Annotated in this window: 24 protein-coding genes; 11 read left to right on the top strand and 13 right to left on the bottom strand. The window is 33.6% G+C overall.

Translation table 11 applies throughout. The features are described from left to right. Nucleotides 1-2: 2 nt before the first annotated feature. From Q4Q40_RS15595 to Q4Q40_RS15565, 7 genes are all read right to left on the bottom strand, one after another. The gene (locus Q4Q40_RS15595) at nt 3-1,496 is read right to left on the bottom strand and encodes a RagB/SusD family nutrient uptake outer membrane protein (protein WP_303302829.1); all 1,494 of its coding nucleotides are present in this window, start codon (nt 1,494-1,496) and stop codon (nt 3-5) included. 18 nt (nt 1,497-1,514) lie between these two features. After that, nucleotides 1,515-5,021 (bottom strand): SusC/RagA family TonB-linked outer membrane protein, encoded by a 3,507-nt coding sequence (locus Q4Q40_RS15590; RefSeq protein ID WP_303302828.1) that lies wholly within the window; start codon nt 5,019-5,021, stop codon nt 1,515-1,517. A gap of 87 nt (nt 5,022-5,108) precedes the next feature. Next, complete coding sequence (locus Q4Q40_RS15585; protein ID WP_303302827.1) at nt 5,109-6,272, bottom strand: FecR family protein; 1,164 nt, start codon at nt 6,270-6,272, stop codon at nt 5,109-5,111. Between the two features lie 72 nt (nt 6,273-6,344). After that, nucleotides 6,345-6,944: an RNA polymerase sigma-70 factor gene (locus Q4Q40_RS15580; RefSeq protein ID WP_303302826.1), complete on the bottom strand. Its 600-nt coding sequence runs from the start codon at nt 6,942-6,944 to the stop codon at nt 6,345-6,347. Between the two features lie 324 nt (nt 6,945-7,268). Next, complete coding sequence (locus Q4Q40_RS15575; RefSeq protein WP_303302825.1) at nt 7,269-8,387, bottom strand: Fic family protein; 1,119 nt, start codon at nt 8,385-8,387, stop codon at nt 7,269-7,271. A 99-nt stretch (nt 8,388-8,486) separates the two neighbouring features. Next, complete coding sequence (locus tag Q4Q40_RS15570) at nt 8,487-8,642, bottom strand: hypothetical protein (protein WP_303302824.1); 156 nt, start codon at nt 8,640-8,642, stop codon at nt 8,487-8,489. A 3-nt stretch (nt 8,643-8,645) separates the two neighbouring features. Further along, entirely contained in the window at nt 8,646-8,780 is a 135-nt protein-coding gene (locus Q4Q40_RS15565) for a hypothetical protein (RefSeq protein ID WP_303302823.1), read from the bottom strand. 461 nt (nt 8,781-9,241) lie between these two features. On the opposite strand from Q4Q40_RS15565, the gene Q4Q40_RS15560 reads away from it, so the two are divergent. Next, complete coding sequence (locus Q4Q40_RS15560; RefSeq protein ID WP_303302822.1) at nt 9,242-10,558, top strand: tyrosine-type recombinase/integrase; 1,317 nt, start codon at nt 9,242-9,244, stop codon at nt 10,556-10,558. Between the two features lie 74 nt (nt 10,559-10,632). On the opposite strand, the gene Q4Q40_RS15555 is transcribed toward Q4Q40_RS15560, so the two are convergent. After that, the gene (locus tag Q4Q40_RS15555) at nt 10,633-12,105 is read right to left on the bottom strand and encodes a hypothetical protein (RefSeq protein WP_303302821.1); all 1,473 of its coding nucleotides are present in this window, start codon (nt 12,103-12,105) and stop codon (nt 10,633-10,635) included. Between the two features lie 240 nt (nt 12,106-12,345). Between Q4Q40_RS15555 and Q4Q40_RS15550 the strand changes: the two genes are divergently transcribed. Continuing rightward, entirely contained in the window at nt 12,346-13,233 is an 888-nt protein-coding gene (locus Q4Q40_RS15550) for an ATP-binding protein (RefSeq protein ID WP_303302820.1), read from the top strand. Between the two features lie 102 nt (nt 13,234-13,335). Then, entirely contained in the window at nt 13,336-13,620 is a 285-nt protein-coding gene (locus Q4Q40_RS15545) for an STAS-like domain-containing protein (protein WP_303302819.1), read from the top strand. Here the strand turns inward: Q4Q40_RS15545 and Q4Q40_RS15540 are convergent. Continuing rightward, nucleotides 13,607-13,873 carry a helix-turn-helix domain-containing protein gene (locus Q4Q40_RS15540; RefSeq protein WP_303302818.1) on the bottom strand — a complete coding sequence of 89 codons (267 nt, stop codon included), beginning with the start codon at nt 13,871-13,873 and terminating at the stop codon, nt 13,607-13,609. The two genes, Q4Q40_RS15545 and Q4Q40_RS15540, sit on opposite strands and share 14 nt — an antisense overlap. A gap of 195 nt (nt 13,874-14,068) precedes the next feature. Here Q4Q40_RS15540 and Q4Q40_RS15535 point away from each other — a divergent pair, with 195 nt between their 5' ends. From Q4Q40_RS15535 to Q4Q40_RS15525, 3 genes are all read left to right on the top strand, one after another. Next, on the top strand, nt 14,069-14,344 hold the full coding sequence (locus Q4Q40_RS15535; protein WP_303302817.1) for a helix-turn-helix transcriptional regulator: 276 nt from the start codon (nt 14,069-14,071) through the stop codon (nt 14,342-14,344). A gap of 65 nt (nt 14,345-14,409) precedes the next feature. Then, complete coding sequence (locus tag Q4Q40_RS15530; RefSeq protein ID WP_303302816.1) at nt 14,410-14,661, top strand: hypothetical protein; 252 nt, start codon at nt 14,410-14,412, stop codon at nt 14,659-14,661. Nucleotides 14,662-14,940: 279 nt separating this feature from the next. Then, entirely contained in the window at nt 14,941-16,230 is a 1,290-nt protein-coding gene (locus Q4Q40_RS15525; protein WP_303302814.1) for a DUF6538 domain-containing protein, read from the top strand. Nucleotides 16,231-16,681: 451 nt separating this feature from the next. Here Q4Q40_RS15525 and Q4Q40_RS15520 read toward each other — a convergent pair whose 3' ends face one another. Beyond that, entirely contained in the window at nt 16,682-16,879 is a 198-nt protein-coding gene (locus tag Q4Q40_RS15520) for a hypothetical protein (RefSeq protein WP_303302813.1), read from the bottom strand. Between the two features lie 173 nt (nt 16,880-17,052). Beyond that, entirely contained in the window at nt 17,053-17,247 is a 195-nt protein-coding gene (locus Q4Q40_RS15515; protein ID WP_303302812.1) for a hypothetical protein, read from the bottom strand. Between the two features lie 162 nt (nt 17,248-17,409). On the opposite strand from Q4Q40_RS15515, the gene Q4Q40_RS15510 reads away from it, so the two are divergent. Together Q4Q40_RS15510 and Q4Q40_RS15505 are read left to right on the top strand one after the other, a co-directional pair. Continuing rightward, a complete protein-coding gene (locus Q4Q40_RS15510; protein WP_303302811.1) occupies nt 17,410-18,048 on the top strand; it encodes a helix-turn-helix domain-containing protein in 639 nt (212 codons plus the stop codon). A 2-nt stretch (nt 18,049-18,050) separates the two neighbouring features. Continuing rightward, a complete protein-coding gene (locus Q4Q40_RS15505; protein WP_303302810.1) occupies nt 18,051-18,749 on the top strand; it encodes a hypothetical protein in 699 nt (232 codons plus the stop codon). 940 nt (nt 18,750-19,689) lie between these two features. On the opposite strand, the gene Q4Q40_RS15500 is transcribed toward Q4Q40_RS15505, so the two are convergent. Continuing rightward, nucleotides 19,690-20,109, bottom strand: coding sequence for a hypothetical protein (locus Q4Q40_RS15500; protein WP_303302809.1), 420 nt, complete (start codon nt 20,107-20,109; stop codon nt 19,690-19,692). A 159-nt stretch (nt 20,110-20,268) separates the two neighbouring features. Beyond that, complete coding sequence (gene mobF, locus Q4Q40_RS15495) at nt 20,269-22,983, bottom strand: MobF family relaxase (protein WP_303302808.1); 2,715 nt, start codon at nt 22,981-22,983, stop codon at nt 20,269-20,271. A 100-nt stretch (nt 22,984-23,083) separates the two neighbouring features. Here mobF and Q4Q40_RS15490 point away from each other — a divergent pair, with 100 nt between their 5' ends. The 3 genes from Q4Q40_RS15490 to Q4Q40_RS15480 all read left to right on the top strand — a co-directional run bounded on the left by Q4Q40_RS15490 (nt 23,084) and on the right by Q4Q40_RS15480 (nt 25,444). Further along, complete coding sequence (locus tag Q4Q40_RS15490) at nt 23,084-23,713, top strand: hypothetical protein (RefSeq protein ID WP_303302807.1); 630 nt, start codon at nt 23,084-23,086, stop codon at nt 23,711-23,713. A gap of 160 nt (nt 23,714-23,873) precedes the next feature. Beyond that, complete coding sequence (locus tag Q4Q40_RS15485; protein ID WP_303302806.1) at nt 23,874-24,497, top strand: N-6 DNA methylase; 624 nt, start codon at nt 23,874-23,876, stop codon at nt 24,495-24,497. A gap of 200 nt (nt 24,498-24,697) precedes the next feature. Beyond that, nucleotides 24,698-25,444, top strand: coding sequence for a hypothetical protein (locus Q4Q40_RS15480; RefSeq protein WP_303302804.1), 747 nt, complete (start codon nt 24,698-24,700; stop codon nt 25,442-25,444). Nucleotides 25,445-25,621: the final 177 nt, after the last annotated feature.

Genomic DNA, 25,621 nt, shown 5'->3' with positions numbered 1-25,621 from the left:
TATTATTCTAAGTCTTCGTTTTGTATCATTAACTGGTTCCCGAATATTTCAGCATTAGGAATAGGGTAAGGAATACTATTAATTACCAAGGGAATACCAGCACTAGCTTTTATTGTTTCAATCCAGGGGTCACCATTTGGAGCGTCAAATCTTAACGCTGCATAAAACTCATTACCGTTTTCAAGAAATGTCTCAAAGATGTACTCAAAAAAGATAGCATCCATTAATTCTTGTTGAGTAGTCGGATTTAGACTTGGCAATACTGGATTCGTTCTAATAGATCGCATGGTATTTATTGGCGCTATTGCTTCTGCAATAGAAGCTCCTGTTCTAGCCAATAATTCTGATCTCATGATATACAATTCTGGAAATCTAAAATAGTAGGTATTAAATTTTAAATCGAACTGTCCTATTGTCGGAGAAAAACGAGTAAGTTTAATCCATGTATATGTTTCAAAAAATGACTCTCCAGTAACTATAGACCATCTTGGATCTGCTCTAAACAAGTCATCTCCAAAGCGCAAACCTGCTGTTAATTCGTCTGCTGGGATGGGATCGAACGGATTTATTTCCTGTCCAAAACGTACAGGAATTTCGAATTCATACTCAAAAGGAATATCATCACTAGTCTCACCATCACCGTCTAAGAAACCTACGAATAAATTCTCTTCAGAATCCCAAGAATCTTGATACACCTCGGCAAGGTCTTCTTGCATAGCAAAACCAGCTGGAGGATTATTTAAAACATCATTTACTAAAGCAAGTGATTCGTTTAATTGATCTATATTATCATTAAACCCACCTCGTCTAAGCAATGCTTTTGCCTTAATGATCTTGGCAAATTCTTTGGAAAGAAACCTATTATCAGTAAAATTATTTAAATGCATTATGGCAAAGTCTAAATCTTCAAAAATTTTCGCATAACTTTCGCCAACATTAAGTCTTGCTTGTTCTAGATTATCAAGGTCAGCTACTTCTTCACGATATAAAACACCATAGGGATTTATATCATCATCAGAAAACCAATGCCCAAAGTTCCAAAAAATATTCATATGAGCCCAAGCACGCCAGCATCTTGCTTCGGCTAATAGTGCATTATATTCCTCTACACCATCAAATACATCAGACCCTAAATCTGTAATTCCTTTTATAGCGAAATTTGCTGCATTTACGATTCCGTAAAAATCTATCCAATAGAACTCTCCCACTGATGTTGGATTAGTTTGTGTAGACGACATTTCAAAGTCTCCCTCATTCCAGTCTATAAAACCAGACTGTGATGCTTTGGAAGTATAGTGTCCTGCGCTCCATCCTCCAGAAGCATCCTCTCTAACAGCGTAAATTCCATTCACCGCTGTTCGTGCTTCTGTAGGAGTAGTAATTGTATTACCTTCAGTCAGAATAAAATCTGGTTCTCTGTCTAGAAAGTTATCAGAAGAACAGGAACTCGCTCCAAAGACTAAGGTTATTAAAGCTGTATAAATTATATTTTTCATATTTATCGTAGTTTTTTATTATAAAGTGACTCTAATACCAAGATTATACCCCTGCGTCTGTGGAAAAGTACTAGCATCAACACCAAGTCCAGTTCCTAATTGGGTACTAGTAAAGTTTCCTTGTGGATCTATCCCTGGATAATTTGTAATAGTAAATAGGTTTGTTCCTTGTAGGGTGATATCAATACCTGAAATTGTACTATTTTTAAAAACTTTTTTCGGTAGTGAATACCCGATAGATACCTGACTTAAACGCAGATACGAAGCATCAAACAAATACGCATCAGAAAATAACGAATTTACTGAGCTAAATAAGGTTATCCTTGGAAACTGAGCATCTCGTACATCTACTACTCCAGCACTCTGACCTACAATACTATTAGATTGATTTTCAAACGCAACACCTCCACCAGATCTAAAAGCATCTTCCCATAGCCTTTTATGACCATATGCATAAACAAAAGTGGCATTGATTCTGAGACCTTTATGGGTATACCCAAAACCAAAACCTCCAAATCCATCGGGCGTTGCTGACCCTATATTTACGCGATCTTCATCTGTAATCTCACCATCACCATTTTGATCTATATAAATTATATCACCTTTAGTTTCTTCTCCTCTACTATTTCGAATTAATCCTACGCCTCCATCTTCAGTTCTAGGTCTAAAAGAAGCAGCATCTTCAGCTGAATCGAAAAACCTTCCGGCTGTTTGAAACCCCCACCACTCATCGACTGCACCACCTTCAACCAATCTCTGAAAAGGCTCAGAGAAATCTGGAAAAAATAGTTCATTAGTAGTTCCATTAATTTTTGTGACTTTAGTGTCATTGGTAGCCCAATTAAAGTTAAAGGTTAAATGATGATTTTTTGTACGAATAATATCATAATTTAAGGAGATTTCGTAACCGTCATTATCTAATGAACCGATGTTAGTAGGCACTTCAGTAAAAGAAGAACTTGTAGCTATATTTGTAGTAAAAAGAGCTTCCCTACTTTGTTTTTTATATTTTCCAAGAGTTCCAGATACACGACCATTAAATAATGAAAAATCAATCCCCAAATCTAATAGGTCTGTCTCTTCCCACTGTAAGTTTCTATTCCCTATAGAATTTGGTATTAAACCAGGAGCTCCATTATAAGTAGTACCTGCAAATGTAGAAAGGTGATCAAAATTCCCTATATCTTGTCCTCCAGTTCTACCAAAAGATGCTCTTAACTTTAAAAAAGGCACATATTTTTGCATTTTATCTGACTGCATAAATTTTTCGCCAGAAACTACCCATGCTATTGCTCCAGAAGGGAAATACCCCCAACGTCTGTTGGCTCCAAAACGAGAAGAACCATCGCGACGAATTGTACCAGAGACTATATAACGCTTATCGAATTGGTACTGCCCTCTTGCAAACTGAGAAATTAAAGCATTATCCGATTCACTTTCGTTTATAAAATCGATAAAAGAGGCAGATCCAAAACCATCTAGAACCTCATTATCAGGAAAACCATTTCCTTGTATATTTAATTGATATCTATTACTTCGCTCAAAAGTATATCCTAATAAACCCGTTACATCGTGTTTTTCATTAAATATTTTTTTATAGTTTAATGTGTTTTCCCATATGTTTGAAGATGTTGTGCTTAAGTTCGTTTGTTTCAAACCTTCTTCCTCAACTTGAAGACTTCCTCTTTTTTTAAAAGCAACACTTTCGGTATCGACGTAATTGTTGGAAAATGCTGTTCTAAATAGGAAGTCTTTTAAAAACCTGGCTTCTAAATAAGCTGTCCCCTGAAAAATCACATTTTCACTTAAATTATCGTTCTCCAAATCCAATAAAGGATTTTGTGTAAATCCGTCATTTCCTAGAAATAAAGTGCCATCAGGATTATATGCTTGGAAATCTGGACGCGTTGTTTTTAGATTATTTATTGATGCATCCTTATTATCGGCTTCTCTAGTTGAGCCGCTTAAATTCAACCCAAATTTTAAGTTTTTACTAAATTTAGTGTCAAAATTAATTCGACCACTATATCTTTCACTAAACCCAGTTTTAACGACACCTTCAGTTTTATTATAACTAAAAGATGTGAAATAAGATGTATTCTCTGAACCTCCTCTCGCAGAGAAAGAATGAGTTGTTGTAATAGGAGATTGTGTTAAAAGATCTAACCAATTAGAAACTTGACTTTCCGTATTAAATGCATCAGGTAGTAAAGCAAAAGTAGATTGTCCATCAAATTCACTTGTATTTAGCTCAAAAAAAGCAGATCTATCTAGGATGAAACGGCTAAAACCAGGATTACCTCTGGCTAAAACATCTTCATTCGACACATTTGTTAAAAAATCGACATATTCGTCTCTCTCCAAATAATCAAAATCATTCCAATCAGCAACTGAAATGCCAACGTTGGTTGATATTTCAAAAACAGGCTTACTATTATAGGAACCTTTTTTTGTTGTTACAAGAACGACTCCGTTTGTTGCTCTAGATCCATATATTGCAGTAGCTGATGCATCTTTTAAAATATCAATACTTTGTATATCATCTAAATTTAGATTATAGAAGATGTTATTGGCATCACCCTCAAGTAGACCAAAAATGTTACCGTCATCAGATTGGGCATATTGTGGAACACCGTCGATAACCCACAATGGTTGATTAGTACCACTAAGTGAAGACCCGCCACGTATAATAACACTTATAGGAGAGGTTGGCGATGCCGACTGAATCTGTACATTAACTCCCGCAGCCTTACCTTGTATTAAACTTTCTGCAGTAGCCCCCAATGGTGCAGTTTTTATTGCTCCTGCGCTTATACTAGAAATTGTACCCGTTACATCTCTTACTTTAGAAGTTCCATACCCTATTACCACAACTTCATCAAGCCCAGAAAAATCTGGAATCAAGGTCACATCTATATCGGTTCTAGAATCAACAACAATTTCTTGGGTTTTGAATCCTAGGTAACTAAAGATTAAAACAGTGCTTTTTACATCTCCATCTCTTAGATTAAGCGAATATTTACCATCAAAATCTGTTGAGGTTCCTGTTTTTGCTCCTTTTATAATAACATTCACACCTGGTAACGGTTCTCCTTTATCACTAACCACGGTTCCTCTAATAAGGTGTTGTATAGTTTGCGGAATGGTGTTCTGTATGGGAACCTTTATTTTAATCACAATAGTTTTATCTGCCGAAAAACTATAGACAAACTCTTCTTGTGGCAAGGTTTTTTCTAAAAGCTTGTTTGCTTTAATCGTTCCCTTTTTCAATAAAACTTTAGGATAGTTTTCAAATAAATCAGACCTGTAAATGAAGGTATAATTCGTTTGATCCTTTATTATTTTAAATACCTTATCAATAGTAACCCATTGGTCTTGATTGATAATTACTTTTTCTTGAGAGAACGACGGTTTGGGTGCTAAACTGAAAACCGTAGTGCATAATAACAAAATAATTATTCTCATAATCATAAAGGGTAACCGCTTTCCAGGAATGGAACGGAGTTTAATTAATTTAATTTTCATAAATTTGTATTGGTTAGTTAAACATTAATTAATCAATTTATAATGGGATATTACTGGCTGTGAGATGTTAAGTTTTATCCCTTTTTATTACTCTATTATTAAATTTCTATTGTTAAAAGTATAAGTCATATTATTAGTGTTTCGAATGATTTCTAGTATTTTTAGTATGGATTGCTGTTTATTCAAAACACCTGTAAATTCAATGTTTTTCATTTCATTATTAGTAATAATAATATCGACATCATACCAACGAGATAAAACTTTCATAATATCTTTTAGTGGTTTATTAGTAAAGCTAAACATACCCTTTCGCCAAGATATTTCATCCTCTACGTCAATAGGGTATATATCAAAATCTCCTGTGTTTTGGGATAATTTCGACTGCTGGCCTGGGCTTAGTAATTTTTCATAGCTTTTATTACTTAGTGAAACACTACCTTCAACTAAGGTGGTAAAAACCTCTGTTTCGTCTCGATAAGCTTTTACATTGAATGCCGTTCCTAAAACCGTGATATTTTGTTTATCTGTTTTTAAGGTAAATGCATCTCCATGATGCTCATTGCTTTTGGTAACCTTAAAATACGCTTCTCCATAAACTAACTCTACCTCTCTTGGTTTCCCTTCAATAAAACTTACTGGATACTTTAGCTTTGAATCTGAGTTTAACCAAATTTCAGTGCCATCGGATAGAAAGACATGATATTGCCCCCCTCTAGGTATTGTTAAATAATTGTATAAAACTTCCGTTTTTTTAGAGCTAGGTGCTTTATAAACTAACTCCACCCCATTACTCTCTAAATTATCTGAATTATAATGCTGCCCTTTTTCTAAAGCTATTACAGTACCATCTTCTAAAGTTAGCGTTGCTTTATCGGTACCTATTTTAATATTATTCTTTACAATTATAGGAGGCTCATTAAATTTATTTGATTGGCTATTTCTGTTTAAGTAGTAAGTAACAGTAAGCAAAATTAAAAGAGACGCAGCTATGCTATATTTGAAACTTTTTCTCCCAATAAACGATATAAGTTTAATTGGTTTTTTATTTGAATTGTTGCTTATTTCTAATTTAACTTTATTGAAAATATTTTTTTCAACATCTTCCTTATTAGAAAATTCTTCTGGCCAACTACTAATTTTTTGATTGTTTACAAAAAAAGAGAACAACTTGTTTCTTCCTTGCTTAGTGATTGAGCCATCAATAAGTTTATGTATTAGTTTTAAAAGAAGCTTTTTATTTTTATTTCTCATCGTTTAAATTATGACACTTATATATGTGTCGATAAAATAAAAGACCACACCTGCTTGAGAAGCAGTTTTTTTTTAATTATTCTTCATTTTAATTATAAAAAAGACAAATTCTAAACTTAAAGATATACCTATTGATCCTCTAAGAATACTTAAAGCTTTTGTTATATGTCCTTCGACCGTTCGTTTTGAAATATGTAACTTATCTGCTATTTCTTTATTCGTTAACCCTTGTTCTCTACTTAGCTTAAATACAGTTTTACATTTTACGGGAAGTTTTTCTATAACCGAATCAACATGTTGGATTAGCTCTTCATATAGTAATTTTGTTTCTGGTGTGAAACACTGAGTTTTTTCACTAAAATCATCTAATAATTCAACCTTAATTAACTTTTTATTCTTTCTAAAAAAATCATAAACTTTATAGATCGTACTTGTGTATAGATAGCTTTTAAGTGACGTATTTATAAAAAGATTATCCCTTTTATTCCATAAATTAACAAAAATATCTTGAACGATATCTTCGCAAACCGCTTTATCTTGAACCAAATTATAAGCAGCTAAATACATCATTTGCCAATACTTTTTATAAATTAATGAAAGCGCTTCATCATTCCCTTGATGAAGCAACTCAATCAATTCTTTATTATTATTGATAATAGTATTAGATATCATAATTATAAATTTTATATCTTAAAAAAGATATACATTAGGTCAATATTAAAATTAAACCTGACAATAAAAGTAATTTTTTTTTATATAAAACACACGAAAATTAAAAATTGTTTCAAAAAAAAATGATATTACATGCTAATTGTTGTGAATTATTTAAAAAAACATTTGCAAATTAAATAATACCATACATAGTAAAGTTTGTATTACGATCATCTACTTTGACTTTTCGTTTATAAGTCAGTTCAATTTCGGAGATTTAAAAAGGTTTATTTTTGTTATGGAAGGAACATGACAGAAGGTTTATTAACTTCGTACTGTCTGAAACTACACTCTTTTTATATTAAGAAAATACCGAGTGTTTTTTAATTGACCTGTTTTAATTAACATGCCTTTGTCGACCAAATCTTTTAAATCACGAGTAGCTGTAGAAGCTGATGTTTTTGCAATCCTCGTATAATTTTCAGCACTCAATCCACCTATAAACCCTGTATGTCCCGCATCAAACAAACGCTTGATTACTTTTAATTGCCGTTCATTCATAAGGGTTGAAAAGCGATCAAAAAACTTGGCTTTTTCAATCAGAAAATCAATTAGTTTAAGTGTATCTTCCTGAGCATCTAATATGGTTTGACCAAAGTAAATCAACCAATCCGTAATATCACAAGATTTATTATTCGCTTCTAAGGATTCATAATAGGCTTTTTTATTCGCCTCAATTGTTTTTGATAGAGAAATAAGTGCAGGTTGCCCCATGCTTTTTGAAATAGATTTTTCTGCCACAGCACGACCAATTCTACCATTCCCATCTTCAAAAGGATGAACACAAACAAAATAAAGATGGGCTACCCCTGCACGTACCAAAGGCAACATTGATTTTTCTTCACTCTCATGTGTTTTATTAAACCAAGAAATAAACTGTTCCATTTCTTCGTTCATCCTACTAGATGGTGGAGCTTCAAAATGAACTGTTGGCTTATCCAATCTGCCCGATATAACTTGCATCGCATCTTCATGCGTTCTGTACCTGCCAATATCAGATAGGTCACGCCTACCATTAGTCAACATTTCATGCCAATTAAAAAGTTGTTTATCAGAAAGAGGTTTGTCGTGATTGCGGTATAAATCGACCATCATTTCTGAAATGCCATACTCTGCAGGCGGCACTTTTCGTTTATCGATACTTAATCCTAGATTGTTTTTAATCGACGATTGAATGCTATCTCTGTCGAGATATTCTCCTTCAATTTCAGAAGTTTTAAGCGCTTCATTAGATAAGATTTCAACAAGAAGATTATCCTTCTCACTATCACTCACATGTTTAAAAGCTCCAAATACAATCCCATTATTTTGAGAAAACTTGTATTCCAGGTCTTTAAGAACATCCTCATCATAAGAAAAATGAGGCCATTCTTTTTGTTGCCAGTTCCATATTTTACGTGCCATGGGCTATAAATCTTTTTTTTATAGCTCAAATATAAACATATTTCGAGCTATAAATCCAATCTTTTCGGCTCAAAAGGTGGCTTTTCACAAAAGAAAAGGCTATAAATCTATATCCTTGTCTTCTTTGTCAGGTGTTAAATCGATATAGGAATTATCAATACTACCCATATCAAAAGGAGGGATAATGTCTCTTTCTTGGGTCTTTTCCTTTTCTAAAGCAATCTCTTTTTGAAATTGCTCCATACCCTCTTTCATGGGTTATATACGATTATTTCCTGCATTAATACCCTGTAAAGCAGCGGGTTTTAATCCTAACTCTTTTGCGATTTCATAGCCTTGATTAAAGGCTTCGATGTTAATGTATTCTTCACTTGCTTTTGTATCTTCATTCATAACTTAAAAAGGTCTACGGGAATGTTTCTCTAAGAAAGCTTCAATTGAATCCGCATCATAAAGAATTACCTTTTTTCGAGGTTGAGAAAAATCAATATCGTCCTTATCTCTTAATTCTTGTAAGGTTGTTTTGAGAAATAAAAAATACTGCCAGCTACAAAGAACTGAATCAAAAAGTACGTTTTTTCAAAAAACTCAAACTTATTCATTTAAAAAAAGGCACGCTATAAACAAAAAAAGACAATCACAAATTAATGTAACTGTCTGACTTTTAAGTGGAGAAGATCGGATTCGAACCGACGACCTCTTGACTGCCAGTCAATTTTTTTCGAAGTCATACAAATTCATCTGATTTAAAACCCTTGATTTACAAGTGTTTTAGTATATTTGACATCATATTAATTCATATTAAACAGAAAAAAGCACGCCGAAAGCACGCCGATTTAAAATCCTCATTATTTATGGCTACTATTAAGATAACCCTTGATAAACGGGCTGATCACACAACCAAAGATAAAAAATTCCCACTTGTTCTTCGTATCGGGCACGACAGAAAAACACGTGATATTCCATTTAACCTCCATCTAAAGGAAAGTCAGTATGATTTTTCCACAGGTAAAATTACAGGCATTTTAAATGCAACACGCCATACAAAACGAACTCGTAAAACCTTTTCTGATGTCGATTTATGGATTGATGAAAACGAGGGGGAAATAAAAAATTGGGAAATGGCACGTTTAAAATCTGAAATAGAGCAACACTTTTTTAAAAAATCTCCATCCAGAACGATCTTAAATTATGGAGGGGTCTATCTTAATCGCCTGCGTATGGAGGGACGATTTTCTACGGTTGATTCTTATGAGAGTGCTTTAAAGACTCTTGTTAAATATAGGAGGCATTTAAAGGGTTTGGAAAATAAACCAATCAAAACCCTATATGAAATCAAAGACAATAAGATGCTTCCACTAGACGAGTTCAATGACTTTGATATGGAGATTAAAGCGATTGATTATAGTTTTGTCCGAAATTTTAAAGCCTATTTAATTAATCGAACTCAATCTAAGAATACACCGAATATCTACTTACGAAGCATACAGGCTATTATGAATGATGCTGCCAGATCATTTCAGGATTTAAGCAATCACAAACCATTATCAAAGATTAAAAAACAAAGTTTTGAAAACGCACCAGCTCCCATTACGATAGAAGATATCAACACAATCCGAAACCTTGAATTAGAGCCTAATACACCCATCTGGCACACCCGTAACTATCTATTATTCATGTTCAATAATATGGGGATGAATCATTTTGATATGGCGGTGATAAAACGATTTCAATTTGAGGATGATCGTATTAAATATTTTCGCAAAAAAACGCATTATGAGGGAGATTACTTTAGCGTTCTACAAAGTGATGAAGCTCTAGAAATCATCAAATATTATTTAAACGATCAGGAGGATAACGATTACTTATTTCCAATCATACCTAACTCAACGACCCCTGAACGTTTACACAGGGTCAATAAGGATAAAGTAAAACTATTCAATAAATATGCGTCAAGAATTGCAGAATTGGTAGGTATAGACAAAAAAATAACCACTTATACCATTCGTGATACATGGACAAATATCGGCTTGGATATGGGGATTGATATTCGTAAAATATCATCGGGGCTTGGTCATTCAAGTGTGCAAGTCACAGAAAAACACTATGGCAAAAGCGTGTCGACAAAAATACTTGATGAAATCAATGCCAAGATTACGCAGGAATCTTAATAGCTTATACTTTAAAAGGTTAGAGATTCAAAATGTGATCATATTTATTGTATGTAAATAAGTATTAGATTAATTTATCTTTTAACCCTGTTCGTTAAGTTATATGATAGAGAAAGAAATAGAGACGGCTTCAACACCTTTTCAACAACGTTGTTTAAATCAAAACCCGTCTCAACATATTCAACTCCCACCTCAAATTCATCACTTTTAAGCCTGTCAACACTAAGATAGCTTACTCCTCCACTAAATACTATTTTTTGCGATTTACCCCAAATTAGAGATCCCCCTAAATAAAAACTAAGATCAACATCCTCAACACCCTGAAAACCAGCTCCAATCCCAAACATTCCACCAAAAGAAGTGTTCTTTTTGGGCCTTCCGTGAAAATGCATCATAGCAGCTAAACCAGGGCTTATCGAGTTATTGTTTTCTCTTTGTCTAAGTGTCACAAACCCTTCATTTTCACTTGACTCATAAAAAAACTTTTCATCTCTAGATGATTCTCCAAAAGAAAATATAGGCCCAACGCTAAAATCTACTTTTAGACCTCCATGGACGTTCACATCAAAATCAATGACTTTAGTATTCTTGTATGCCCCAAGTTCACTAGTTCTGGTGGGTTCAGCTGTGATTACATAATTAATCAAATCGTTTTGGGCTTGTATTGCTGGAGATGTGATTCTAAAATTCTTTTCATTCAACAATTCTGTATAAAGAAAATTCACTTCACTATAAAGGAGTAATACTTTCTCTTCATCTAATGTATTGTGTGCATTTTCCAGTTCCTCAAAAGTTGATTTTAATTCTGAAAGCAAAGGAGTGTCTTCAACTAATTTCTCAACTTCTTTATATTCCTTTTTTAAATCAATGAATTCATTTTGAAGATTTTTATGTGACTCCTTTGGGTTACTAGGTTTTAATTTATTTTTAATAATATTATTTTCGATTTCTTCACCATTAATGTCAGTTCTCGCTAGATTAACCAATTTAACTTTTATAATTTTTAACTCTAAAACCTCTCTCGAAACTTTTCTTATACCATCTAAAAATTTATCAGCTTTCTCTAAAAACTTTTCTGCTTTTTCTTGCAGTTCTTTTCGTTTCACATCTAGCTCTAACTTCTGTAATTCATTGGGGTTCGCTCCATAAAACTTGAGCGATAAAAAATTAGAAAAACCCTTTAAGTTTTCTTCTAAATTTGGTCGTAATTCGGACAATTTATCTTCAGCATCTTTTGTTGCTTCATCAACATTATCTGTTTGAGAAGTTGCGTTAAGTTCGTCCGAAGAGAGCCTAAATAGAGTTTGGAGTTCGGTAGGAATGGGAGTTTCCAATTCAATGTTATTCCCTTCTATGGTAACTTTATACAGAAACCTATTAATATTTTTAACTCTGAATATATGGAATTCACCATGTTTTACAGGAGTCAATAGCTTACCGTTAATTATTGATTTTTCCTGTTCTTCCCAATCTATTTCAATTATTTGACTCCAAATCGTTTGAGTAGATATTATAAAAAAAAGAGTGAAAAGTTCTTTTAGCCTCATATTGAATACTTTTAAATTAATAAAAAGTGGAATTCTCTATCCCAAATAGACGCTAAATATAGTAAGAAAATACCTTGTTTTTTAAATTTATAGTAATTCTTTAAAAATTATGACTTATGGGTGTCTATTTCTAGACAGCTTTAACTGCATTTATTTCTGTCTGTTAATGAATAAATTACGATAAAACATTTACAAATTTTAAGATTTTCTATTAGTTTTGGTGTCTCTTATAATTTTTATATGTCAAAGCTAACCGTTAATGTACCTTTACGGGCCAATCCTATAAGATGGATTGAGTTCGTTAATAGAACCCGCTCTATAGATCTTAGTGATAAAGATATATTGGAGTTTAACTTAAGAACTTCAGCCTTTATTAAGCCAGCAGAATTAGTTTTAATAGCATGTTTAATTGAAGAATTAAAATTAAAGTATGAAATCACAGTTACTTTTGTTAATGGTTCGTTTGGGTTAAATAGTCATTTAGATAATATCAAGTTTAAAAGGTATTGGGATCATAATTTTAATAGAGATAATTATACAGATTGTAATAACTATTCCACACTCGGACTTTGGAAAATATCTCAAAATATAATTGACGTTTACGGTAGAGTGGCTCAATCCTATTTTAGGAAAGCGTATCTACCAGATAAAGATTTACTTATGTTGTCTTCCAATTTAGTGGAAGTGTTTAATAATGTATTTAATCATTCGCATTCATTGATTAGTGGTTATGTGCTAACTCAGTTTTTCCCTCAATTATGCAGTATAAAATTTTCTGTTTGTGATTTTGGTGTTGGAATCCCGCATTCGGTTAACAAGTTTTTATCTTCTAAAGGTGGTGATACATTGGATGATTGTTCTGCTATTATTAAATCCCTAGAAAGAGGTTTTAGTATTAGGTCAATACCTCAAAATGCAGGTTTTGGGTTAAGTAACGTGTTAGATTTTACCGAAAATTGCAACGGGACTTTAACAATAATTTCTAATCAAGGGTTCGTTCAAAAAAGTGCGGGAGAGGATTTTTTCAGATCAAATTTGGATTATTTTCATGGAACTTTAATTCAAGTAGAAATTGATACTAATTGCTTAGATGAATTTGATACAGATGATGAAGTTTATGAGTTTTAAAACAAAATAAACTGAGCAATAACTCAATAAAAAGGGGTTAAAAGCGTTAAAAAATAGGTAAAAGATAAATTATACGTACATTTGTACTATATTCTTGAACTCATGAAAACAATTAACATTTTAAATATCACTCAAAAGACATCATCAAATAGTGATGGTGATATCTTATATTCTTATTTGAGTGACAATGCTGTTTCTGATCAAGTGATAATTGAACTTAATGGTTCATTGAATCTTTCATCTTCTTTCCTCAACTCTTCGGTTGGTAAATTTATTGATGTTTTTGGCTTGGATACTTTTAAGCAAAACGTGAAACTAAAAACCAATAAAAATACGTTTAGTTTGATAAGTAAGTATGTTCAGGCTTACAGTGTTATTCACGGTTAATTTCATCATCATATACTGTTGTTTTATCAAGAGTTGTCAGTTTGCAACCCAAAGCGTCAGCCCAGCAATATAAGTGATAGGCTAGAGGTGTTCTTATACCATTTTCCCATTTAGTCACTAAAAAGTCAGCCATACCGAGTTTGTGATTGAGGTCTTGCTGAGATATACCCAATTCAATTCGTTTATTTCTTAATTGAGATACAACCTCCTTTAAAAAATCATCACGAGTTTTTGAGGGGTAATCAAAACGCATATTCACCATCTATTTTCTCCGTTGTTTTTTTGGTTTTTTAAAACCACGGAGCGATAAATCGTATGCACACAAAAAGCATTATCAGTGCATTTTTCACATACCTAAGTGTTTCTTATATAAAGGTTTTATGTGCATAGCGTTTTTTTGAATAATTGCCTAAGTCCGTTCTCTATTGTTCACAAACAAAAGGAAATAATGATGGTTAAAACAATCGACAATAATGGTGTTATTTTGATAGACCCAGATCAAGAAAAAGAGGTTTTGATAGGACTGATGTTAGAGGTAAATGCCTTTGCCTCTATCAAAACAACAGAGATTTTAACAACTCTCGATAAAACAACCCAATACCGACTACGTAAAGCAGGGAAGTTTCCTAAACTCCATTCTCTGAACCATCAAGGGCGTAGGAAAGCGTATAAGATACAGGACTTGAAAAACTGGATTGAAAATCCTGAAAACTACAAACATTAATTACTAAAAATAAAGATTAAGCACTCTCGGTCTTTGAGAGTGCTTTTTTATTTTGAGGAGAAAGAATGAAAGCCATCGAAGAACAACGAATAAAAATACAATTAGAGAAGATATTATATCTTAAAAAAGAAAACCTTGTTGATACAGATATAACCCTTAAACTACTTATCCAGTGTAGAAATATTATGGCTAAGATTATAAAAGAACATGGAAACGAATTTTTGCCAATATTTATTCGGATAGAAAAAGAAATTGAACAGAAAAAAAAGGACAATCATTTTAAAAATAAGGCTTTACAAATAGCAGAAAATGTTTAATACTCACCGTGTACTGGTAATCATTATTTGTCACCGAATTTGTGACCGTAAAAGTTACCGTAGGTTTTGAAGAGTGATTTTTTAATATTTCTTTTCAACAGGTTAGCTAAGGCGATGATTTTTTATAAAATCCCATCCTCTCCTCCAGCTATATGCTAGTTTTATGTGCATAACCTTTTGAAAAAAATCGCTTTATTAAAATCGTGACCTTGTCTTTAGAATTCATAAGGCAAATTTGTCACCGTTTTTGTAACCGATAATGTAACCAAGAGGTTTGCCATGAAATATCTTATCTCTCGAAATGGATGGTATTATTATTCCCGTCATGTTCCATTGTATCTAAAAAGGTTTGATGTTAGAGAGAAAGTCCGTATTGCTCTTAATACCAAATGCCCGAAGACAGCCATAAAGAAAAGTGTTGTCGTTAATGATGAAGTTGAAAGCTATTGGGAAAGGTTAGCAAAAACCAATTCTTTCCATTCAGATCAAGACTTTAAAAACTTGGTCTTAGCGTCGAAGCTGTTGGGGTTTCGATATATCCCATCAATGAAACTGGCAGAAGCCGAGATCAAAGAGATTATATCACGTATTCTATTTACAGATAAAGCAAACCATAACAATCTGGTGACAAATGCACTTTTAGGAAAAGAAGAACCTAAGAAACTAATTATATCAAAAGCTTTAGAAAAATTCTGGGAATACTCTAAACCTCGCTTGCTCAATAAAAATCATGATCAAAAGCGCAAATGGAAAAACCCACGGACTAAAGCGGTTAATAATTTTATCAAAACTGTCGGCGACAAAAATATAGGTGAGCTTGTTAATTTGGACATGCTAAAATTACGTGATTGGTGGTTGATGCGTATTCAAAATCAAGATATGAAGCCAGAAACAGCCAATAAGGATTTTACACATTTACGAGGTGTTATAAAAACAGTGAGCACACATGAACAGCTCGACATTGATATTGACGCCATTTTTAAAGATATTTATCTTCCAAAAGGTAACACTAATACACGCCTGCCTTTTGAAAATGATTTTATAGTCGATAAGCTATTAAATGATGATAAGTTAAATGGAATTGAAGAAGAAGCAAAATATATTCTTTATGCTTTGGCTGATACAGGGGCTAGACCTCAAGAACTACTTAATTTAGATGGAGAAAAAGATATTATTCTTGATGCGCCAATTCCATATATCCATATAAGACCAAGAAAAGGATATTCTTTAAAAACCAGAGTGAGTGAGCGTAGATTGCCTCTGATTGGTTATGCTTTAAAAGCATTTAGAAAATACCCTAAAGGTTTTATAAAATATCAAGGAAGATCAGATCAGTTTTCTACTTATATAAACAGTTTTCTACTTGAAAAAGAATTGAGACCTACACTAGATCATACGCTCTATTCTTTACGCCATAGCTTTCAAGATAGGTTAACCGCAAAGGAAATCCCTGACCGTATTCAATGCCAACTCATGGGGCATTCATTTAAGGCAAAAGGACGAATGCGATATGGTTTAGGTGCTAGTTTAGAGCATTTATATTCTGTGATGAAAAGAATTAGGCTATAATTAAAGTAAATACTAAATAGGTTTTTATTTTGATGTCATGTTGATTTTACGTCTTTTATGCGATTTTTTGTATATTTGACTACTCGCAACTTATGGAAGTTTATTTATTCATATCATCCCTAATAGCTCTAATCGCTTCGATATTGAGTATCTATGCAACACTTAAAAATGATACGGCTTTGTTCGAAATACCCAAAAGGGTATTTAAAAAAAACATTTTTTTTTGCATACATAAAAATGAATTATTTTTAAAATAAACAAGTGCTTTTTTTTATTTTTTAACAAAATTTTAACTTTATCAAAATAGGCACTACTTTTAATTTATAAATACGGATTGAGGTATCCGAAAACACCTCAATCCCTTTGATAATATTGTTCTCTTTAAGAGCCAATCTTTCTGTTACGGTTGTCTTGTCACAATTATTCACTCGACGCTGTTTAGCGAATTTCTTTAATGCCTTCCAATGGGCAACAACCTTCGTTTCCGCATAGCAGTTTCGATTTCATCAGTGGCAATTTTAAGATGACGTGCAGATCGTTTAAGATGCGGGTCTAAATCCACTTCCTCATCAAAATCCTCTGCAGCTTCTAAGGCTTTATCTAAAGGGGTTTCATTATTAAAATCGTCATCGTTGTTATCTGTCATCATCTTCTCTCTTTCTTATTAAAGTTAAGGGGGGAAACGGAGGTATGGCTGAGTGATTAAGCCATTAAAAACCAGCACATACCTCACATCCCAAATTCAAAACGAGCGTATTCGTTCGTAATCAAGAGGAAAATCTTGGAATTACGCCAATTTTGAAATTTATAAGTAAAAGCTATTTATGCAGATTTTTGACGACAATCCCGACGTTCAAATCGTTCTAATACATCTAACGCCTTGAAAGGGTCACTTTCCTTTTCAAGAATACGCTCGATAGCATAGAATGGATTAAACTCATCATTTTGATTGACTTTGAAAGCCAATGTTTGTTGGGGTGTCATAGTTCTTTCCTCACAAAAGTAGTCTTTACACATACCCGTTAAGTAAATATTTCGGGTAACACAATTTCGAGATTACTGATTCGTATTCCATATGTCAAGAAGAAAATACCTATAATAGTTATTTAAATTATCTATGATCTCCTTTTGATGGTAATTTACTTTACTTTTTGTATTTGTATGTGATATAAAATTCTCATGATTAAGCCGAATCAAATAAAAGCCGCACGTGCAATGTGCGGTTGGTCACGTAGTGATCTTTCAGAGCATTCTGGTATCCATGATGCCACCATTAAAGCCATTGAAAATGGGGAAGTTGATAACCCTCGCTCAAACACACTTGACCCTATAATTGAAGCCTTTGGTCGCAAAGGCGTTGAGTTTATTGATGGTGGCGTTAGAGAAAAGAAAGATAAAATCCGTATTCTAGAAGGTAAAGATAAATACCTAAGACTTATGGATGAAATTTACAGAGTATTGAAAGATAGCTCAAACAAAGAAGTTTTAGTTTCTCACGCTGATCAGCGTCGCTCTACAGAGCCTGTAATCGAAGCTCAAAAGAGAATGATGAAAGCAGGCATTCGGATAAAATTTACAGTCTGCGAAGGCGATAAATATCTTCTATACCCACTAGAGAACTATAGATATATCCCAAAAAAAGATTTTTTAAACTCAGCCATTATTGTTTATGGAGATTACGTTTCCATTTCAGTTGGAGAAAACACAACCAAAATTACAATCATCCATGATGAAACTATTGCCGAAGTCTTTAGACGACAGTTTAAAACCCTCTGGAATATATACAAAGAGCCAACAGAAGCTTTATTGGAGAAATAATAATGAAAAAATACAAAGCACGTGTTTCAAAACATATCCTAGATAGTCATGAAGGATATACATGCCTGTACGGCATCAGTATTGGCAACCCAAACCAGTCTGACGAAAAACTGAAAGCCACAATTGATTTTATCAATGATAATTTCAGTGAATGCATTATTGGACTGTCAGATACACTACAAATTCCTAATCACATTGCCAATGGATTAACCAGAGAAGAAGCAAGAGAAAAAAGTATTATCAATCGCAATATGTGGATTGACAGAAATGAGCATATTATAAAAAAACTAAAAATCAAATATACTATCCAACTCTGGGATGAAACCATGTCCCTGCCTTGTAAACATGGTGATTTATTTGACTTATTCAATAAAATGTATGAGAAAGACTTACGATTCAAGTGCGTTATTGATTCCGATGTAAAGCAGTTTGTTGACAGAAACCCTAGCTTGATTGGCAAAGAATATCTTAGCCGTGAATTTTTATTCACAGAGCTTGATGGTTATTCTCGTGTCGGACAAACAGGTAAATATATCAAAATATACCCTTCAAGTCCCTTAAAATCGTTTTCAACCATACAAGACGGTAAATTTGATTGGGCTATGTACGGTATGAACAACATACGCTCATCACGTATTTACTTTGATAGAGTAGCGCAAAATAATAATCAATCATGTTACAAACATAAAATAGCATTGTGAGATGAAATTGATTATCACATAATGATTTGCATAAGTTTTGCTTACATTTGGTTCCTCAACTTATGGAGTTTTTTGTGTTTATATCGTCTTTGATTGGTTTTGTGGTATTGTGAGTATTTATTCGGTGTTTAAAAATGACACGCCTTTGTTTGTGCTATTCTGGAATAAAAAAAACCTATTTTTTCACAAATCTTGACAAGTATTTACAGTACTAAACAAGACGACAGAGTTTCAATAGATTTGATGATTGATTAAAACATCTTCGGATAATTGATCATATGCTACTTGATTTTCTAGTAAAGATTAATATTGTACCTTTGCATGGAAATACAAAAGAAGAGCCTTCAACATATCTCTTTACAAAGCCTGTACGCTAAAATCCGAGATATGGAGAAGGCTCGCTCACATCACTTACGTATACTTTTTTTATTTTCGCGTTTCCCACATTTTTCACACTTTTTACGTTTAATAAATAGCATATAAAATGTTAGTCCTGCAAAAATAACTAGCATGACGCCAGTAATCGTTTGAACGAAATTTAAATCTACTCTCATCATAAAATAAAATTTGAATTAATTACTGTTAAAATCTTACTGTTCTTGTAAGTGACGCAAGAATTTCATTTCAGCTTAATCTACAAATACCATTCTATGGGGTAAAATCATAAATTTCTTTTGGAAGAGTTAAATTGGCTTCAAAAGAATTTAATCCTCTTCCTAATTACTACAACTCGCTTACGAATTGATGATACAAGTTTAAAAAATATATTTTTAATTAGCAATTATTTGGACATCCAAATAATTATCATAATGACAAATAAAACACATAAAAACATAATATATTTGAATAATTAACATTAAATACATGTATTTATTGAGAATATTTCAAAATAACAACACCTTCTTCTATTGAAACAAGTGAAAAATATCTCAAAAAATCGCTATAAATCATTCTCTTCTTTTTTCCACATGATTTTGATGTTGGTGATGAAGGGAGAATTTTCACTGATAGCGTTTAAATATCTCTGGTCGTGAGCTTTGAGGTTTATTAAGGTAAGTGTTGTGAGATGGTTGTAGATATCGTCGAGGCAGAAGCCATTGATTGTGATAAGATGCGTGGCGAAGACAATTTTAATCACCCGATTATTGTTTTCTTTTGTGTTACTGTCTTTTCCGAGCCATGCCGTTAACATATGAGAATAAAGAAAACATTGTCGTGTCCCATCTAAAAGACAAAAATCGATAGTGCGAGTATCACCTGTTTCGAAAACTGTTAGGGCGTTTGGGTCTTTCTGTGCTTGCTTTTTTTCTTCTCCATTTTTGGCAATTTGCAAGCTTTTAAATTGGTAATCTTTCTTCATTACTGATGCTTTTTAAATTAACTTAAAAGAGGGTTGGTTATTGATTTCACTATTGGGGTTTCATCAATACCAACCCGCATATCTCCTTTATATTGACACGCAAGCAGGGAATTGATTGCACTGTTTGTGTTGTTCCATCAATTCCTGCCTGCTTGTTTTTTATATTTCTGGCTCGTAATCGATGTCGATGGTTTTAGGAGGTTCTGGAATTTTGTTTGGTTCTTTTTCTATCTCCACAGTTTTGTTAAAATCAAAATTGACTTTTTTTAGTTCCGTTGCGCCTTGCCTGTCACCACTTCGTTGAATATAGGTAAGCAATTCTTCCTTATCATCGGTATAGATTGAGACATTTTCACGCCCCCGTGATGCGGACACATAAAATTGTTTCTCATTAGAGGCTAAAAAAGTGGTCGCAGGCTGTGAGAGTATAACTTTATCAACCGTTTTTCCTTGCGAACTATACGACGTTATCGCATAGGCATATTCAAAATTGCCATGATCTTTATTCAAGATAAATTCAGTGTTTCTATGGGCAGATTCCTTAACCGTCTTAATATGCCCTTCTTTGGTAAACCCAGTGACTTTTAAAATTGTTTTACTCTCAAGGCGTTTCCCTTGTTCATCAAAGCCATTTTTATTGACAATGCGTATTTCATCGCCCTTGCTTAAATGAGTTTCTTTTGCGCTATAGAGATCATAATCCTTTGCCTTATGGGTGGGCAGGATATGATCTCTTCCTTGACGGTCTGTGATAATAACATGTTTGTTTTTTACTTCTTTGACTGCTAAAGCCGAGCCTTTTTTGATACCACCATTTGATGAGGGTAGGTTTTGACGGGCTTGGATTATCTGCCTCTTTTTATAAAAACGACTATCCAGTTTTTGAGCAATGGTGAGGTGATGATTTTCGTAAACAGTAAAATTCTTTTCTCGTTTACCGATAAGTTTGCTCTGCCTTAGCCCCTCTCGAATATCATTATTAATTTTTTTCATTTGTTCACGGGTAGGCGTTACCACGATAGCAGACTTTTTTTCTTGTCGTGTGGTCAAATAATCCTCGACAAGTTTTTTAGATATTTCGGTGGGATTAATTTCTTGAATTGACCCCATTTTATTCAAGATCGAAAAACCTGTTTTGATATTTCCCTGATTGATTTCTTTAACCGCAGTTTTATAATCCTCGTTTTTTTGCCGATAAATTGTTTCCATCGAGACTTGAGGAATTTTGCCAACATCACGAAGTAAGCGCATCGCATCCCCTCGCAAAATAGCAGGATGTTGTCTTGGGTCTCCTAATACAATTATTCGAGCATTTTGTTTATTAGCTATTTCTTGAACACGAGCCATATCTTGTGTTCCCAACATACCAGCCTCATCAATAATAAGGGCTTGTCCATAAAGTTGATCTTGCAGTTTTTTATCAATTAATAACCTTGCGATAGTATCTGCATTTTTAAAACCTTCGCCTCGAAGAACGTCACGGGAAGCTTCGGCTGTGGGTGCAAAAAGAAAGGCTTGTTTGCCTGCTTTTTCTATCTCTGGAACAAGTGTTTTTAAAAGTGTTGTTTTTCCTGTTCCTGCACCGCCTCGTATCATCGTCACACGATCTTGTGAGGTCATCACATGGCTCATCACCAAACGCTGTTCTTCATTGAGGTGTTTAAATTTTGTAACGTCAAAGTCGTGTTTTAGAGGTCGAAGCTTGCCAACTCCGTCACGGGCAAACTCTATCATCCGCCTTTCTTCTGCATGGACGAGCTTGGTTGTGCAGAGGCGTTGACTACCCACTTGAATTTTAAAAACTTCGTCGTTGTTCTCTAATGCGCTATCAATTTGATCGAGGGTAATATTGTTATTATCAACAGCGTGTTTATAGCCTTCGGCTAATATTTGACGATCTCGCATCACAGATTTTCGAGTGAATACATTGTCTATGGCAAAATCAATGGATTGGGTTGCCGTATGTGTTTTATCAGTTGTCTTTACTTCTTCTGGAGTTTTTCCATTAATGCCAACCTCAATCAAACTATCATGCCATGTCTCACGCAATTCTGGCATTGTTCTGTTTTTCTGTTTCTTCGCCCGTGTTTTTGCTCCAAGCTTATCAAGTTCTTTAGGGTTAGTAATACCTTTTTCTTTAGCGACTTGTCCGATATGGTTTGTCCGTTTAGAGAAAAAATCAATTGCCTCTTGCGGAATGACTGCGACCTCAAAAGCGTTTTTGGTTTTTCTTATCTCATACCCCAAATGGGATAGTTTATCGGCGAGGCGTTTATCTTTTCGAGCTTGATAATATGGCATATCCCGTTTGATATTATGAAACTGACCTGCTTTGAATTTATCTTCTACCTCGTCATAGGTCACATTAAACGTGAAGCAGTGACAATGGAGATGTGGATCTGGCGGATGACCATCGACAGGGCGCGCCGTTTGGTGGATGAAACTTGCCCAGATGAGTTCTGGAGCATCACGGTCATCATATTGCTTTTGCACACGGACACGGGTTTGCATATCAGCTTCCATTTCGATCATTGTTTCATGAACGCTTTCTTCAAAGGCTTTGAGCACTCGTTCGTCACCACCTAACGCATGAAGGATAGATACTGATTTTGGACAATGGAAACTAATATCATACCCGACCCGTCTGTTTTCAACGGTACGGGGTGTTAAAGAACCACCGTCTTTCGGATTAATATTATCGCATAGTTTATCGAAAGTTTCAGTATCTGCAACCTTGCTCTCCAACCCTAATCGCTTAGCAATCTTGCCGTTGAAAACCCCGTTCATCTCTTGGTCTTCGATATAATAATCTGCTTTAGACAAAGCATCACGGAAATAGTTCTTTGCCTGACTTACCGTCTGGCTTTGAAACATACGTATCATAAATTCTCTGCTGTGAAAAATTCAAAACTTCATTTAACCCCACTGAAGAGCAGTTTGGGTATTCACATAAATTTTTGTTAGAGAGCAAGGTTTGACAAATCTAAGTAATAATTTTCACACATTTATTTTGTGTGATGTTTTGTGTGCATATTCCCGCTTCCTTTCTTTGAGTTATGACGGATTAAGTCTGCCATTCCCTTATGGCACAAACGCTCCTTTTTTCTCTCCACTTGCCCGCACCAAAAACCGTGTGGTTCCGAGAAAAAAGAGATGCTTCCTTGTGCCTGATCGCTCTGGCATCAACTTAAACCGTCAAACAAAAAGGAGATTTGACATGACACAACAAAAAAATAAAACACCAAAAAAAGGTAATAAACCAACGCATTCTCTTTTTGTCAAGAGTGACCAATTCGGCAATTCTATCAATATGCGGTTTTCTGCCATTTGGAATAATCCTGAAAAGGGGTATATGAGTTTAAGCCCTGAAAAATTACAACTTTGGGAAAACCCAAATGCTAAAGATGGTGAGCCACGTTTTCAGCTTTTTCTAAAGACTAAAATCTACGGTCAAGATGCTTGTGTTCAATTTGGTAAAATTATCAAGGAAGATACCGAACATTGCTTTGAGGTCAATCTTGGCGATTTAGTGATTTTTGAGAATAAGCCTCGTGAAGCTGTTCAGCCCAAGAAATCTGTAACTGCTGTAACACCTAAACCATAACCTAAAGGGAGCTTCGGCTCCCTTTTTTCTTTTATTCAAAAGGAGAATAGAAATAGCCGATACTGTTCAACAAAAAGATCATTATAAAGATTTTACCAATAATATAGAGATTTTAAGCCGTCAATATGAACGCAATCGTATTTTCGATGATTTTCTCACGATGTCAATTTGTGCTTATCATCAAGCTAATATTCAATCACAGCTTCGAGTAAAAGATGAAGACAATGAGAAACACTATTTAGAAACTATAAAAGGGTATGACAAAGAGAGCATCAATACTTTTCCAAAGCTTTTAGGCTTCCTACAAATGAAGATTTATGATAATCCTTATTCAGATCTATTAGGAGAATATTTTACCGAGCATATTACACGCGGTCAAAATGGACAATATTTTACACCTGAACATATTTGCGAATTAATGAGCCAATTAAATAATGCATCAAACCAAAAAGGTAAACGTGTTCTTGATCCTGCTTGTGGGTCTGGTCGCTTTCTTTTAAAATTTGCAAAGCATAGCCCTGATAATTTTTTCTATGGAGCGGATATTAGTTCCACCTGTGCAAAAATGTCCGTTCTTAATTTCTTTCTTAATGGGTTGAGAGGTGAGGTTGCATGGATGAATACGTTATCTATGGAATGGTTTGGAGGCTGGCACATCAATATGAATGGATTAGGGATTGTCTCAATAGAAAAAGAACAATCTTTAATCTGGTCAAAACCTTCTTTCTCTAAAAAACCCGAAAACAAACCATCGACTAAAGGAAATCAATTGACATTGTTCTAACCCAAAAACATTGCATAGGGTTTGTTCGATAGATGTTGGGGCTTTTGGTTCGTGCTATGGACTATGGTCTGTGCGCTTTTACCTAATGGTAAACGTTTATAAGAGCCTGACCATCTTTAAATAATATATTTCCACCTCCATAGAAGTGAGAAAATCTATATAAATATTATATTTATGAGGTATTTCTATTTGTAAATCATATGAAAAACAAAAAATTAACCACTATTATCTATATAATCTTAGGCACTATAACGGGTCTTCTTATATCATGGAAGAGCACTAGTATTTATTTAATAATGTTATTTGTCGTGCTTCCTATTTGTGGAGGTTTAATTACCTATAAGTATTTTTCGCATAGAAAAATGTTTTGGTATTTAATTTCGGCATTCTCTATAGGCGACATTGTAGGGCTTTTGATACTTACCGAACTTCTGGAAGAATTCTTCGTAATTAGTTGGGATGATGATTTATTGCTTACTATACTTGGGATTATATTTATTATTTCAAAGTTATTGTTATTTGTTTTAATTAGTTATTTCTTGCTAAGAGTGTCTGGATTAATATCATCAAAAGCTAAAACAAAATTTACGAATAAAGAGGAAGAAGAGAAGCTAAAAATTAATGTAACTGAAAATACGAATTCTGAATTAGATCGTTTAATATCAAATATAGAAGATCAATCAGGTCAAATCCAAAATATTCTAAAGTCTTTAAAAAAAGAAGCTGAAAATAAAAATGAAGAAATAAAGAGATTAAAACTTGCAGAAATAGAGCTAAAAAAAAGAGTTTCAGATTATGAAGAGCTAAGTAGTTTTTCTGAAGAAAAATTAGAAATAATAAGTAAACAATTAAACAAAGATAAGTACAAAGACTATGTAATGGGTTTTGTTATAGGTTGTGCTTCAAGTTTTATTATGACCTTAATAATTAAAAAGTTAGGGTTGTAAGTAAAATATTTCTCTATTTATTAAGTATACTAATTTATCAATAAACTAAGGATTAAGATTGACACCATACAGTGCATATATAGACCAACTTTTCAGTGCATTTTTTCATCAGACATCTCCCCTAAGCAGTGCTTTAGGTTTTTTTGAAAAGTCAACCCTAATCAAAAACATATTTCA

Source organism: Flavivirga jejuensis (assembly GCF_030540765.1).
In the GTDB taxonomy this organism is placed as follows: domain Bacteria; phylum Bacteroidota; class Bacteroidia; order Flavobacteriales; family Flavobacteriaceae; genus Flavivirga; species Flavivirga jejuensis.
The sequence above is the reverse complement of the archived record's forward strand: the minus strand, read 5'-3'. Positions and strand labels throughout refer to the sequence as shown.